The following is a 14,147-nucleotide window of genomic DNA, read 5'->3' on the forward strand; positions in this document are numbered from 1 at the left end:
AATATGCCTATAATAAAAAACAAGTTTTTATCTAAAGTGGTCAAATGTGAAGATACTGATTGTCGATGACAGCCCTGCAACATTAGAAATTGTAAGGCGTGCGCTAGAAAAGTTTGGCTACCGTAAGCTTTTGATCCGAAAAGCAAGTAGCGTTAAATTAGCGTTGCGAGAGATAGGAAACTGGCGTCCCGATATTGTGTTAACCGACTGGCATATGCCCGATATGTCGGGTTTGACTTTGCTGCAGGCGATAAAGAAGCGTCAGCTTAATATGACTGTGGCGATGATCACCACAGTTGATGAAAAGGATAAAATCAACGAAGCGTTGCAAGCGGGCGCGCGCTTTGTGTTATCAAAACCTTTTTCCGACCAACAATTACACGATAATCTGTTGCCCTTGGTGCAAGGGACAGAAGAAAGTGAAGTGATCTTAGAGCAGGTGGAAGTCAATGGTCAGCTTGCACTACCAAAACTAGGCCAGCTTGAACGCCTTATCCATAAGCAAGTCGATAAAGGGTTGGTGATCCAGTCCATTAAGCCGCAGGATTTTGACGAAACCAAAGTCCCCTGTGTTATGGCCATTTATGAAGACAGAAACAATCAAAAGGTCCGAGCGGTTGCTCTGCTAGATGTGTATGCAACATGTGTTTTGGCCAGCAGCCAGCAGCAAATCGAACCTCAAGAAATACATCAAGCAATCCATCAGCATATTCTCTCTGGCGATATTTTGGAATCGTGTAAAGAGACTCTCAATGCCACAGCCTTTGCATTTTTGGATAAGCGTTCTCGTATGAGTTTACGGGTGAAAACGGTTAAATTTATTGGTACGCCATTTAAAAAGTTGGAGTCGATGTATCAAACTCCGATGGATAGCCGCATTGATTTTAGTTGCCAAAGAGAAGGCATGGCGCTTGGCAAAGTGCTATTGGTGGGTTTCTAATAATTATAGGTCAGCTAAGTACATCAACAAGCTGATTTAAATCACTTATTCCGGATTTTTTCAATGCTTCATGGAGTGCTTGCGATACACTAACTAGTTGGATCTGTAGCTGGGTTAGGTAGTCAGTAAGGTGTTTGACTAAGGTTGTTTTGATCTTTTCATCCATATCCAATCTGCTTTTTACATGTGTGAGTTGCTCTTTGTACTCTGATATCTGCTTTTTGATTTGTTCTTGTCGTGTTAAGAGTGCTTCAATATGTGAAGGGATGGTTTGTTTTACTGTGGTGTCATTGTCTTTTTGTGTTGCAAAGACGGTATGGATACTGGCGTGTAGTGACGTCTGTTGGCGAGTGCGTTTAGATGCGAAGGCACTCTCACCATTGGGCTGTGAAGTCGAGCTGATAAGCATGTATTGAGGTGTGGCATGGAGCTTCATAAAACTCCCCATCTATAGTTATAAACATAATATTTTATCGGCGAGTATACGGATAACTTGAGAAATAGAGCGGCATCCTTTCCGCTGCAAGTGCTTGGGATTTTATGGAACACATATGATTGCAATGTACCTGCAAAAGTATAAGTTAGTGAGCAATAGCATACTTTTGAGCCAGTATCTTTTGGCCGTTTTCTAATGCACGCTTAATTGCCTGTAGCGTATTATTGCCTTTGGCCTTAAGCATAATGCTCGGTAACCCTGGTAATTGAAGCTTAAGACGACACTGTTTAATCAAACCATGTTGACGAGAAGTCATATCATCAATCTGCAGTTCCACGGTACGAATATTTAAAACATACTTTTGCAGCTGCATTGTTACCAATTTTGATAGTTTTACTTTCATCGCAGCGGTAACCGTTTTGTCTTTTATTGATAACTTCAGTTTCATTGTTGGATTCTTATCCGTTAATTGATTGAACTTGTCGCACCTCAATTGCAGGCACAGCCTAAATCTACTAAGGTAGATAAAAAGAAAAAAGCTGATTATTTCTTATTGGGTGACAGGTATTAACGAATGATTACCAACATCAATTACAACCATTTATATTACTTCTGGCAGGTAAGCCGCCATGGCAGCATTGCAGCGGCGAGTAAAGTATTACATCTAACTCCTCAGACGGTGAGTGCGCAAATAACGAGTTTAGAGCAGCGTTTAGGCAAAGCGTTGTTTTTGCGTGAGGGACGAGGACTGCGTTTAACGGAGTTTGGGCAAATCGCGCAGCAATATGCAGATGATATGTTTGCAATTGCCCATGAGTGGCTAGAAACGACCTCTGGCGATATTGGCACTCTATCACGCACCTTGAAAGTTGGCATATCGGATGCGCTTCCCAAGTCACTGGTATCAAAATGGCTTGCGCCACTGATTAAGAACGAACGCATCGCGAATCTGCATTGCATTGACGGGCAGCAAGCAGAGCTGCTAGCACAAATGGCGATTCATAAGTTGGACCTGGTATTGGCGGATAAACCCTTGGATAACAGCTTGCCGTTTAAGGTGTTTTGTCATGAGATAGGTAAAAGCCAGTTGGGGTTTTTTGGTGCCAGTAGCTGGCAACAAAATTTGCAAAGTAGTTATCCAAGTACTTTGGCAGACGTGCCTGTGGTATTGCCCGCTAAATCCAGCCCTGTGACCAATGCGATTCATTACTGGTTAGATGAGCTAGGGATTGAGATTAGTGTAGCTGGCCACGTGGATGACAGTGCGCTAATGGTTGCATTGGGCCAGCAAGGGTTTGGTTTGTTTCCAGCACCACTGTCTGTTAAAGAAGAGATTGAGCGCAATCGAGATATACGTTTTATTGGTCCTATTGATAATGTTTATCAGCACTATTATGCGTTTACGCCTGACAGGTTGATTAAAGACTCCATCTATTCTGAGTTTGTCCGTTATGCGCAGAATGCATAATGGCCAGTGGTAATGGCTAAAAAAGCGCTTTAAACTTGATGGTGAGCGTATAGTCTTGCTCTGTAGAGATAATTTTATGATGCCAATCTAATCGTGTGCATATTTGCTGGATTAACACGGTGCCTAAACCTGTACCAGAGGTGCTGTGTGCTTGGGTTGTTTTGGTATTATGCAATGTAAGTGCATCAGCTGTTAATTCTATCGTTAATGGCGATTGGCCATGCTGTTGTGAGTTTTCTATCGCCTGAGTAAGTAATAACTCACATAACGGTATATGTAGCGCCAAGATCACCTCATGTGGGCAAAGCTTAAGGGCTATCTGAAAATGCTCACAGTCAAATCTCACGGCGACGCGTTTGATAACCGTTTTGATATCAATTTGTTGTTTCTCAATGGCGGCCTGTTGCCACAATGCCAGCACAGCGCTGCTGGTGTCGCGAAGTCGATACTGCGCCTGCTCTAAGGTCACTAGTACCTCCACTGCTTCAAGGGGGAGATCATCCAGCTGCTGTAGTCGGGCTATTCCGTGTTGGATCTGTGTCAGTGGTGTGCGCACCTCATGGCTTAGAAAGGTGCTCAGTAATCGCTCTCTTTGCTGAGCAAGGTGCTCGGCCTGCCTCGACAGTTTGAGGGCCTCGTAAAAGGCGCTAAACTCTTTGAATTTTGATATGTCACCTGGTTGTTTGTTAGTGTTCACAAACTCAGTTAGTGAGTTGATTTGTTTATTTATTTTAAATGTACTACGGATAACAATGTACAGAGCGAACAAGCTAAATGTCGCCAACAGAAGCACAAGCCATGGCGTGATTGGCAAGGTGTCTTGTTGGTTGAAAAAGTGCAACACGAATAAAGGTGAAGCATTACTATTGGGTTGTTGCCATGGTAGAACGTAGGTATCTAAACCTGAGTGCTGTAATAATGAGACCTCATTGATAGGAAGGTGACCTGCGCGCCATGCCTGTACCACTTCATCAGGTAGCTGTGCGTGTGAGCGAGTAATGAGCTTAAATTCATCGCGAATAGGCAGATCAGGCTGTTGTGTTTGTACTTGCTGGGCATCGTAATAGAGGTAGTGAGCCGCACTATCATCAAGGGCAAACTCATAGCCGTATTTAGATACACAGAGCCAGCAGAGCATCATTACCAGCATCAGCAAGGTAATACGTGAACTCAGATAAACTATCATAGAAGTTTGCGCTTTAATCATGTTGCTTTCTCAATGCTACGCCCTGTTTTTTTAAAGTATGTAACAAAGGCGGTTCATCCGCTTGAGTTAAATTGCTTCGAAGTCTCGTAATGAGTGATTTGTACATGTTGTTATTGCTATCTTGTTGCGGCCAAATCTCATTAATGATGGTGTCTTTGCTCACAGGATTTGGATAGTGCTTTATGAGCATCGCCAGCAATTGCCATTGCTGAGGAGATAACACGATAACCCGCTCTCCTCGTGTAATGATCCGCGCATCTAAATCAACTTGCAGAGAATCGAGATTGAATTGTTTAGTCGGTTGAGGGTTGTTTTTATTCGCCAGCAGTTTAATGCGAACGGCTAATTCTGGCAGCGCGAATGGTTTGGTTAAATAGTCCAATGCTCCTAATGAAAACGCTTTTAGCTTATCGTCTAAAGCATCACGAGCACTGAGAAATAAAATGGGCTCTTGGCGCTGATTTTGCCAAAGTTTCGCAAGCGATAGTCCATCCCCATCGGGCAAGTTGATGTCTAAAACGATTGCGTCATAAGTCTGTTGCTCACTGATGGCTTTTGCTTGTCTCACCGTGCTGGCGTAGTCTACTTCTATCCCCTCTTGTGCAAGAAAGTCGATACTGTGTGTTGCCAGCACCGTATCGTCCTCTACCAATAATATGATCATGACTCGCCTATACTGTTACCTTACGGTTACCTATGCCTTGATCGTGTATTGCTATATCTAAGGAGTCAACTAATGAGTCAATCAACTATGTTAATTTGTACCACACTTCTTGCACTTAGCTGTACTTTGTCTGGCTGCTCTGAAGGCGGCAGTACCTCAAAACCGTCAACCAGTGAGGTGGTAACTTCCACTGAGGCAAGTATGGTATTTGTCAATGCTCAGGTATATACCGTCAACACCAAGCAGCCTTGGGCTGAAGCGGTGGCAATACAGGGCAACAAAATTGTTTATGTTGGCAGTGATACACAGGCCCAAAGCTACATTACCGAGCGCACCGAGGTAATCGACCTCAAGGGAAAAATGCTGATGCCTGGGTTTCACGATGTGCATATTCACCCGTTAGAGTCAGCCTCTGAGGTGACACAATTCACCCTCCCAGGATATGCATCCGAAGACGAATATATCGACAGGTTGTATGAGGCATCACTGAGCAATCCCAATACTGATTGGTTAATCGGTTATGGCCATGAGATAGCAACACTATTGGACATGCAAACTTCACCGCTTGCTGTATTGGATGAAGCAATCCCAGAGCGCCCTGTTATTATCATGGAACAAACATCTCATTCAATGTGGGTAAATAGCAAAGCCCTCGCATTGGCAGGGATCACAGCCAATAGTAAAGACCCCGTTGGCGGCGTGATAGGTAGAGATGAGCAGGGTAATTTGAATGGTATCTTATACGATAACGCGGGCAATCAACTCATGGAATTGGCCATGAACTCGCGACCAGACGCTCAGACGCAAGATTACTTTGGCTTAATTGAATACACGATGCCTGAGCTCAATAAAGTTGGTATCACATCCATCAGTGACGCACGTACGTATTGGCAACGTGAGCACCTACAAACTTGGCAGCGTGTGGCTGATGAAGATAAGTTAACGCTGCGTGTTAGTCTCGGTCTTTGGGCATACCCACAAATGAGCGATGAGAAACAAATCGTTTCACTGAAGTCTATGTTTAGTCGTCCATCGGATAGCCTGCTAAAGGTGGATCAGGTCAAGTTTTACATGGATGGTATTTTAGTTAACAGTACGGCTGCGATGCACGAACCTTATGAAGTCAACTGGCTTAACCTTTACCAAAACAAGGGATTAAACTACTTCACCCAAGCGCGTTTGGAAAAGTACATTCAGGCTTTGGAACCCACAGGTTTTGACTTTAACATCCACGGTATTGGTGACAGAGGTATTCATGAGGCATTAAATGCCATTGAAAATGCCTCTAATGGTCATGCAAGGCACAGAATTACCCATTTAGAAGTAGTGGCCCCTGCAGATATGCCGCGTTTTGCCAAGCTTAATGTCATTGCCGATGCACAAGTTGCAGGAGAGTTTAGTCAGCCAGAACATTGGTCTGAAAATATTCCACTTATCGGCGCACAACGTTCACAGAACTTGGTACCAATTAAAAGCCTGCAACGCGCGAATGCCACGCTCACACTAAGCAGTGACTGGAATGTCAGTACGTTTAACCCGTTTGTAGGGATCAGCCATGCAATATCGAGAGCCCCACAAAATATTACGCTGGCGCAAGCGATTGCAGCTTACACCATCAATGGGGCCTACGCGATGCGACAAGAGCACTTGGTTGGTAGTATTGAAGTAGGTAAACGTGCTGATCTTGTGGTGCTGGAGAGCAATCTGTTTGACTTAACGGCTGAACAAATCAAGCAAGTTACAGCTGAACTTACCTTGCTTGACGGTGAAGTGGTGTATCAGGCTTACTGATAAGTTTTTGGCATCAAATGTGGAGTTGCGCCCGATTGAGGGCACTCCCGTATGGTGCCAGTCAAAGAAAATGCGTAGAATACACCCTTTGCCAAATACGCTTTAAATATTATGACGCCAACTGCCCTGCCCTTACTTGATCAACAACTATGTGAGCTAGAACGTTTTCCTGATGAAGTCAGACGACTATTTCATGGTCGAGGCCAATGTTGGCCAGGTCTTGAACATATTACCGTCGATTGGTTAGCAGGACAGCTGTTGATTTCATTGTTTAAAGAACCAGAGCCTGAGTTTATCGACACATTAAGGGGGCTTAGCGAAAAGTGGGCGCAATTACCACTTTGGCAAACTAACGTAAAAAGCATTTTGTTGCACCACCGCAGCCGACCAGACTGTGCACTTGAAGTGCTGTGGGGGGAGCTGTCGCAAGAACAGCAGGTTATTGAAAATGAATTAGTATTTTTGCTGGATTTGGGCAATAAACAAAATAATGGCCTGTTTTTAGACATGCGTTTTGGTCGTGACTGGGTTAAGTCAAACGCACAGGATAAAAAGGTATTAAATTTGTTTGCTTATACTTGTGGCTTTTCGGTCGCTGCGATTGCAGGTGGTGCACAGCAAGTGGTGAATCTTGATATGGCTAAAGCTGCACTTGGAAAAGGGCGTGATAATCACAGAGCTAATGGTCACGATCTCAGCAAAGTAAAGTTTTTGGGGCACGAGTTATTTAAGTCTTGGGGAAAGGTGCGCAAGTTTGGGCCATATGATTTGGTGATTATCGACCCTCCTTCATTTCAAAAAGGAAGCTTTGCGCTCACCAAAGACTATAAAAAAATACTGCGTCGCTTACCTGAACTACTGACAGAGCAAGGACAAGTGCTGGCCTGCGTCAACGACCCAAGTTTAGATGCACAGTTTTTAATTCAGGAAATGGCAGAACAGGCACCCGATATGGTGTTTATGGAGCGTCTTGAGAACCCTCCTGAATTTCAAGATATTAATCCACAAGCAAGTCTAAAAAGTTTATTATTCAAACGCGCTTAACATTGCTTTCTTTCGCTCTATCGCTAAGTGTGGTGTCTAACACTTAGCGTTTGTGTGCTTCCAATCATTCTATTTTTGAGAATGAATCCCCCTAATTTTACTAATTTTTAATCGTTTTGCTTCTTGCTAATGTATCGATATTGAACAAGCAATGGGCTGTTGGAGCAAAACATGAAAATCATTCGCACCCAAAAATCTTACGCCACCAGTGATGGCGCCGGTGTCAACATTAAGCGTATCGCAGGGTTTGATGGGAAAAGTCTCGATCCGTACTTGATGATTGATGAATTAAAATCCGATGACGAAAGTGATTATATGGCAGGTTTCCCTCCCCACCCTCACCGCGGTATTGAGACTTTCACCTACATTCGCAAAGGAGGCTTTGAACATCAAGACCAAATGGGCAATAAAAAAGCCATCCGTAGTGGTGATGTACAGTGGATGAGCACGGGACGCGGTGTTGTACACAGTGAGATGCCACTGGCCGATGACAGCAATGGCATGCATGGTTTTCAGATTTGGCTGAATATGCCTGCAAAAGAGAAAATGCGGCCGCCAAGGTATCAAGACTCAACCGAGTCAGGTGTGCCAACCCTCGCAAACGATCAGCAAGCAACGTTGTTAGCACTTGCTGGTAGTTGGCGAATGAATGGGCAACATGTTGATGGCGCAATTATGGGGCTTGCCGGAGAAGGCGCAATTGCTGATGTGATATTGCCACCCAATAGCGCTATGCTGCTGGATGTATCCACACACGAGAAAGTACTTATCTATATTCATAGCGGCAGCTTGTACGAGACTGAGTTTGGCGCTGGTAGTTTATTGGAAGTCGCACCGAGCGAGGCACTAACGCTTCGCGCGGGAACTCAAGGGTTGGGGGCGCTAGTGTTGGCAGGTCAGCCTATCGGCGAGCAGATAGCACACATGGGACCATTTGTAATGAATACTCAACAGCAGCTACGAGAAGCTGTGAGAGATTATCAGCTGGGTCGCTTTGGCGACATTGTGTAACTTATTGGGAGAACAACATGGGACTACTTGTAGATGGTAAATGGCAAGACGAATGGTACGACACCAGTAACAAGGGCAAATTCGAACGAGAAGCGGCGCAGTTGAGGAATTGGATTACGGCGGATGGTACTGCAGGGCCTTCAGGCGTCGGCGGATTCAAAGCGCAATCAGGCCGCTATCATTTATTTGTATCGCTGGCATGTCCATGGGCACATCGCACCTTAATTTTCAGGACTTTGAAAGGCTTAGAGCAGCACATTGACGTGTCAGTGGTAAGCCCTGATATGCTGGATCAAGGCTGGACTTTTGATAAAGCAAGCGGTAGCAGCGGTGATCCGTTATATGGCTTTGATCACATGCATCAACTTTATACCTTGAACAATGACACTTATAGCGGACGTGTGACCGTACCTGTACTTTGGGACAAACAGCAGCAAAAAATTGTCAGCAATGAATCCAGTGAAATTATTCGCATGTTCAACAGCGCATTCAACCACATTACTCACAATACCGACGATTACTATCCAGAAGATACAAGGCTGCAAATAGATGAAATAAATGAATATGTTTACAACAATATCAATAACGGGGTTTATCGTTGCGGCTTTGCGACAACTCAGGAGGCTTACGAACAGGCTTTTGATGAGTTATTCGCGGCGCTAGATAAAGTTGAGGAGATTCTTAGTAATTCACCTTACCTTGTTGGAACGCGCATTACAGAAGCCGATTGGCGGCTATTTACTACATTGATCCGTTTTGACTCGGTTTATCATGGTCACTTTAAATGCAATAGGCAGCGTATAGAAGACTACCCCAATCTGGCAAACTATATTCGTGCTCTATACCAGTGGCCGAGTATTGCCCAGACAGTGAATTTCAACCATATAAAAAGGCATTATTACTATAGCCACATTATGATTAATCCAAATCAAGTCGTGCCGAAAGGTCCTGATATTGATTATACGACGCCGCACAATAGGGCAAAAACTAAGTAAGTTTTTTGGCAGGCAAACTGCGTCACACACGCGATGCAGTTTGTCAAAATATAGCAATTGATATGTACTTTATTGATACTAAGGGGCTTATTGCAAAATCTGAAAATCATTTGCTCAAGTACATGACCATTGCATTTACTCGGGGCTGAACTACATTTAAAGCTATCCTCCTCAATTACAATAAACTATGGAACAGGCTAATTCGTGCGCTGAAATATTGATCGTTGAAGATGATGATATTAATTACCTCGTCCTCGAAAAAATTTTATCACAGAGTTACCGTATTACGCGTTGTACAAGCGGCCTACAGTGTATGCAGTACTGTCAATCAAAACAGCCAGACATCATTCTTATGGATGTAGAAATGCCAGAAATGGACGGGTTAGATACGTGTAAATTACTCAAGCACAGTGACCTTACCAAAGACATACCGATTATCTTTGTAACCTCTCATCATCGGGATGAAGAGCAGACACTTTGTTGGCAAGCTGGTGGCTGTGACTTTGTGGTCAAGCCTGTAAACGCTCTGACTTTAATGCATCGTGTTAAAGCACAAGTGCAGCTATTACATCAGCATAGACAGTTGAAGAAGATGGCGTTTATAGATGGCTTGACCCAAATATACAACCGACACTACCTCACGTCTGAGCTGGACAAATGTCTATCTTACGCTAAGCGCAACGGTACGGCATTTTCTTTAATTATGGCTGACATAGATTGGTTTAAAAAATACAACGACTTTTATGGCCATGTTAAAGGTGATGAATGTTTGAAGCGCGTAGCTCAGTTGATTAAGAGTAATCATCATCGTGGTGCGGATGCGGTCGTGCGTTACGGTGGAGAGGAGTTTGTTTGCATCATGCCTCAAGTGGACATCAATGGCCTGACAACGCTTGCCCGTGGTTTAAAGCAAAGCTTACAAGACGCTATATTGCCCCACGAGGGATCCAAGTTTGGTTTTGTGACACTTAGTATTGGTGGAATCTATAGTAATTGTGTACGCCAAGCTTCTGGCCAAAAGTGGTTAGAAGCCGCTGATGAACAACTGTATTTGTCAAAGAATAACGGTCGAAACGAAATTTCAATAAAGGAACTGCCCTGTGACGAGTAAACTTATGTCAGGTTTGTTTAAAAAAGGTATCTCACTGTGGGCAAGCCTTCTTGTGTTGTTTCTTATTATGCTCTCAGTAATGTGGTATTTCGATGGAAAGATAGAAAGAGAGACGCAGCACAATGCAGAGCAAGAGCTGACGCAGCGATTGGTGCACAAGAAGCAGCTTTTAAACGGCGAAGTGCAGAAGTATCGAAACTACATTAACTTTTTAGTTGGTACTCCACCCATTCAGGGAATTTCACGGGCCAGAAGCAATCAAGGTATCGATCCAAAAGACAGTACGACCACAGAGCAGTGGAAGATGCGTCTAGCAAAAATCTTTAGCTCTATGATGTATACCTACCCAGAAATTGATCAGTTACGTTTGATTGATAGCCAAACTGGAGACGAATTGGTGAGAACTGACCGCTACGGTGGCTTGGTGAGTGCACAGCCACAGTCTAAATTGCAAAATAAAGCACATCGAGAGTATTTTACCGAAACGATAAAGCTTAAAGAGCGGCGCATCTATGTATCGCAAATCGATTTGAATCGAGAGCATGGAGAAATAGTGTATCCCTTGGAACCTACGCTACGCCTCGCAGCCCCTGTTTACAATGAACAAAACGAGCTTTTTACAGTATTGGTGGTCAACATAGATGCCCAACTACTGCTTGAGAAAATAAAAAAAGCATCGTTGGCAACGGCACAATTTATGTTACTTAGCAGCGATGGTCATTTCGTCTACCATCCAGATGAAATGCTGCGTTTTAGTAAAGACCTCGCCAATCATGAAACTTGGCAATCAAACTATGACGTTTCACCTTGGTTTGATACTTCTTTGCTGGCGCTCACACATAAACAATCAAAGCAAAAGTTTTTAGCTAAACATACAGAGTTATTTGTTGCATCCAACTCACAAAGTGGGCATATACAGGGAGTTACGATGCTCCCTATGGGGCAGTATGAAGAATATTTACTACAAAACAGGCTAAACGTTTACTCACTGATATTAATCATCGGTATTATTTTTACGCTGGGTCTGCTGTTACTGTGGGTTTATTTTAGAAATAATCAGCAATTACTCGAAGCTCGGTCGCAGTTAGCAGATATCATCAACGGTGCCTCTGATGGCATCATCGGCTTCAATGAACAACTGGGTATTGTCAGCCATAACGCCGCAGCTGAGTGGTTTTTTCCAGAGCTCAAAAGTACCAGAAGTCGGTCTTACAGTGTACTAAAACGCTATATTCCAGAAGAGTATATTCACTCTACTTTATACAATGTGACACACCAAAGAGGGCTAGAAACACTTGAGATAAAGGCTGAGTTGTTGGGGGAGTCACGGGACTTAGAGCTATCAGCATCTCCGATTCGCTCCTCAGACGGTAAGTTGTTGGGGTTTGCGCTGTTTATAACCGACGTGACAGATCAAAACAAAGCCAAAGCCGAAATTGTAAAGATGAATGCCTCTTTGGAGCTGCAAGTTGAGCAGAGAACATTAGAGTTAGGCGTCGCAAAGCGTAAAGCTGAAGAACTATCAAAAGTAAAAAGTGCTTTTATTTCAAACATAAGTCATGAAATGAGAACTCCTTTAAATGGCATTTTGGGCACGCTGGAGTTGGTTCGCCGTGAGCCGCTAAGTCAGCAGCAAGGTAGCTATTTAGATATGATGAGTACCAGTGCTAAAACCTTAATGCGATTGATCAACGACGTACTGGATCTGTCTAAAATTGAAGCTGGTAAACTTGAGATGAATGCTCGCCCGTTCAACCCATTGGAGATATTAGAGCATGTAACCAGTTCAGTGAGTGTGAGAGCCCAACAAAAGAGCATTGATTACATGTTAGATGCCGTTGATGTAATGCACCTTCGTGTTGTAGGTGATGGCGGGCGTCTTAAACAAATATTGTATAACTTAATCAGTAATGCCATTAAGTTCACACAATCAGGTGGGGTTTATATTTATGCCAAAACCAAAGAGTACAAAGAGCAAGTTTGGCTGGAGGTTGAAGTTAGAGATACAGGAATAGGTATTTCAAAGCAGGGCCAAAGCCAGTTGTTCCAAGCGTTCAGTCAAGAATCAATAGAAACCTCCTCTGAATATGGTGGTAGTGGGCTGGGATTGTCTATCTGTAAGCAATTATGCGAACTGATGGGAGGCAGCATCAACTTCACATCGGAAAAAGGCCAAGGAAGCAACTTCTATTTTTCTATTCCATATCCATTAAGTGATGCTAAAAAGCTAGAAATTGAGCCGATATTAGCTGATAAGAAAGTCTACATAGCTGCAAAATCAAATGAAGAAGAGGCGTACTTCAAAAAGTTTTTGAATCTTTATGGTGCTCGCATGTGCGATCTAAATCAAGCTGACTTATGGCTGGTTGATGTGGGTATAGAGCTTGGACAGAATTTAGCAAATGCTTCAGGTGCAAATAAAAAAGCATGCTTTGTTTATGATCCTGTCAACGATCCCTTTCCTACGAATAAGGCTTTGGCGGTATTGGCCAAGCCTGTGCGTTATGTCGATGTACTGGCTGCTATAAACCGTGAAGACACCTTAAGGGTTTTCGGTCATACGGGCATGTCACTTCTTGATAGAAAAACGTATGGTATTGAGTTTGACTCGTTAGATGGTCAGACAGTTGTGGTTGTTGATGACAACCAAATAAACTTAGAGGTAGCGAGAGGGATCCTTAATGCCCACAACGTGGTGTCTGTGTTGGTTCACTCAGGGCAAGAGTTACTTGAAAAGCTTAACTCGCTCGCGGCACAGGAAGTTGAAATATTGGCGATTCTAATGGATTGCAATATGCCTCTAATGGACGGTTATGAAACGACCGCGGCGATACGTGCAGGCTTAGGGGGCCAGTTGTATCAAACGGTGCCTATCATCGCATTGACCGCAAGTACTATGCAAGGTGAAGCGCAGCGATGTAAAGCGGCAGGAATGAATGAGTATATTTCTAAGCCGATTGACTCCCTTACTCTATTCAAGACTTTGCTTAAATACCAAAGTCCAAAAGGAAGCTCTGAGGCGAAAAAGAGTAAACTGCCTGACAGCAAAAATTCAGAAGAGACTGTACCCTCAGATAAAGATGATATGAAGGTGTTAGACCGTGAATCAGCACTAGGGCGGTTGATGAATGATGAAAGCCTATACGTCAAAATTTGTGAACTCTTTAAAGAAAGCGCGAATGCGCGCTTTAGTGAGTTGACCGAGGCGGTGGAAGCGGTCAATCATGAGCGTATTAAGCAAGCTGCTCATGCAATTAAGGGGCAAGCTGGAGATGTGGGAGCGAAGCGCCTTCACCACTGGGCAAATTCATTAGAGTGTGCCGCGAATGATGAAGAACAAAGTGAAAACTGTAGAGAGTTGTATCTAAAAGTACAGGCTGAGCTGGAGCAAGTATGTATTCAAATTGAAAGCCAAGTTCTTAATGCCGCAAGTTGAACAAGCCTGAAAATCAGGCTTTTGTTCTTTGAATGTTCGCAATA

12 protein-coding genes are annotated in these 14,147 nt (G+C 43.6%); 8 read left to right on the top strand and 4 right to left on the bottom strand.

Translation table 11 applies throughout. The annotated features are described in order from the left end of the window. Nucleotides 1-46: 46 nt before the first annotated feature. Nucleotides 47-940: a response regulator gene (locus L1070_RS02960; protein WP_237124417.1), complete on the top strand. Its 894-nt coding sequence runs from the start codon at nt 47-49 to the stop codon at nt 938-940. A gap of 10 nt (nt 941-950) precedes the next feature. On the opposite strand, the gene L1070_RS02965 is transcribed toward L1070_RS02960, so the two are convergent. Both L1070_RS02965 and L1070_RS02970 read right to left on the bottom strand, forming a co-directional pair. Further along, the gene (locus L1070_RS02965; protein WP_237124418.1) at nt 951-1,376 is read right to left on the bottom strand and encodes a hypothetical protein; all 426 of its coding nucleotides are present in this window, start codon (nt 1,374-1,376) and stop codon (nt 951-953) included. 145 nt (nt 1,377-1,521) lie between these two features. Then, nucleotides 1,522-1,824, bottom strand: a complete 303-nt coding sequence (locus tag L1070_RS02970) for a hypothetical protein (RefSeq protein WP_237124419.1) — start codon at nt 1,822-1,824, stop codon at nt 1,522-1,524. 126 nt (nt 1,825-1,950) lie between these two features. Between L1070_RS02970 and nhaR the strand changes: the two genes are divergently transcribed. Beyond that, nucleotides 1,951-2,844 (top strand): transcriptional activator NhaR, encoded by an 894-nt coding sequence (gene nhaR / locus L1070_RS02975; RefSeq protein WP_070985912.1) that lies wholly within the window; start codon nt 1,951-1,953, stop codon nt 2,842-2,844. 16 nt (nt 2,845-2,860) lie between these two features. On the opposite strand, the gene L1070_RS02980 is transcribed toward nhaR, so the two are convergent. Together L1070_RS02980 and L1070_RS02985 are read right to left on the bottom strand one after the other, a co-directional pair. Continuing rightward, nucleotides 2,861-4,051: a hypothetical protein gene (locus L1070_RS02980; RefSeq protein ID WP_237124420.1), complete on the bottom strand. Its 1,191-nt coding sequence runs from the start codon at nt 4,049-4,051 to the stop codon at nt 2,861-2,863. Next, on the bottom strand, nt 4,044-4,715 hold the full coding sequence (locus tag L1070_RS02985; protein WP_237124421.1) for a response regulator transcription factor: 672 nt from the start codon (nt 4,713-4,715) through the stop codon (nt 4,044-4,046). The genes L1070_RS02980 and L1070_RS02985 overlap by 8 nt, the downstream gene beginning before the upstream one ends. Before the next feature lie 72 nt (nt 4,716-4,787). Between L1070_RS02985 and L1070_RS02990 the strand changes: the two genes are divergently transcribed. The 6 genes from L1070_RS02990 (at nt 4,788) to L1070_RS20395 (ending at nt 14,103) form a co-directional block, all read left to right on the top strand. After that, a complete protein-coding gene (locus tag L1070_RS02990; RefSeq protein ID WP_237124422.1) occupies nt 4,788-6,506 on the top strand; it encodes an amidohydrolase in 1,719 nt (572 codons plus the stop codon). A 111-nt stretch (nt 6,507-6,617) separates the two neighbouring features. Further along, nucleotides 6,618-7,550 carry a class I SAM-dependent methyltransferase gene (locus L1070_RS02995; protein ID WP_070985916.1) on the top strand — a complete coding sequence of 311 codons (933 nt, stop codon included), beginning with the start codon at nt 6,618-6,620 and terminating at the stop codon, nt 7,548-7,550. Nucleotides 7,551-7,721: 171 nt separating this feature from the next. Then, a complete protein-coding gene (locus L1070_RS03000; protein WP_237124423.1) occupies nt 7,722-8,561 on the top strand; it encodes a pirin family protein in 840 nt (279 codons plus the stop codon). A gap of 17 nt (nt 8,562-8,578) precedes the next feature. After that, nucleotides 8,579-9,556: a glutathione S-transferase family protein gene (locus L1070_RS03005; RefSeq protein ID WP_237124424.1), complete on the top strand. Its 978-nt coding sequence runs from the start codon at nt 8,579-8,581 to the stop codon at nt 9,554-9,556. A 187-nt stretch (nt 9,557-9,743) separates the two neighbouring features. Beyond that, a complete protein-coding gene (locus L1070_RS03010) occupies nt 9,744-10,667 on the top strand; it encodes a diguanylate cyclase (RefSeq protein WP_237124425.1) in 924 nt (307 codons plus the stop codon). Beyond that, nucleotides 10,657-14,103 carry an ATP-binding protein gene (locus L1070_RS20395; protein ID WP_237124426.1) on the top strand — a complete coding sequence of 1,149 codons (3,447 nt, stop codon included), beginning with the start codon at nt 10,657-10,659 and terminating at the stop codon, nt 14,101-14,103. Before L1070_RS03010 ends, L1070_RS20395 begins: the two co-directional genes overlap by 11 nt. The last annotated feature ends 44 nt before the right edge of the window (nt 14,104-14,147 follow it).

Origin of the sequence: Pseudoalteromonas sp. MMG022 (assembly GCF_021654245.1) — a bacterium.
GTDB lineage: Bacteria > Pseudomonadota > Gammaproteobacteria > Enterobacterales > Alteromonadaceae > Pseudoalteromonas > Pseudoalteromonas amylolytica.